We start from the raw sequence: 513 nt of genomic DNA on the forward strand, positions 1-513 counted from the left end.
ATTGATACCTTGATTTAGTTATTTCAGAAATAACTTTGCAAAAAAATTGCAATGTTTTCCTCAATAGCCGACATCAGAAAAGATTATAGCCTGCAAACTTTAACCGAAGCAGATGTTGCTTCAAACCCTTTCACTCAATTTACAAAATGGTGGAATGAAGCTATTGAAAGCAAAATAGAAGAAGTGAATGCTTTTACTTTGGCAACTATTTCAAAAGAAAATAAACCCTCTGCCCGTATTGTATTATTAAAAGGATATAACGAAAACGGCTTTGTTTTTTTTACCAATTACAACAGCAATAAAGGAAATAACTTAGCTGTAAACCCAAATGCTGCTATGCTTTTCTTTTGGAAAGAATTGGAAAGACAAGTAAGGATTGAAGGAACTGCTGAAAAAATAAGTGAAAAAGAAAGTGAAGAATATTTTCATTCCCGCCCAATCGGCAGCCAAATTGGTGCATGGGCAAGCCCCCAAAGTAAAGTAATAGCAAACAGAAGTATTTTAGAAGCTAAT

At 33.7% G+C, this 513-nt stretch carries 1 protein-coding gene; it reads left to right on the top strand.

All coding sequences use genetic code 11. The features are described 5' to 3' along the window. Positions 1-51 precede the first annotated feature (51 nt). Positions 52-513, top strand: a 462-nt coding sequence (pdxH, locus tag E3E36_RS11560; protein WP_167895546.1) for a pyridoxamine 5'-phosphate oxidase, incomplete at its 3' end; no start/stop codon positions are given.

Origin of the sequence: Thermococcus sp. M36, from assembly GCF_012027355.1 — an archaeon.
GTDB lineage: Archaea > Methanobacteriota_B > Thermococci > Thermococcales > Thermococcaceae > Thermococcus.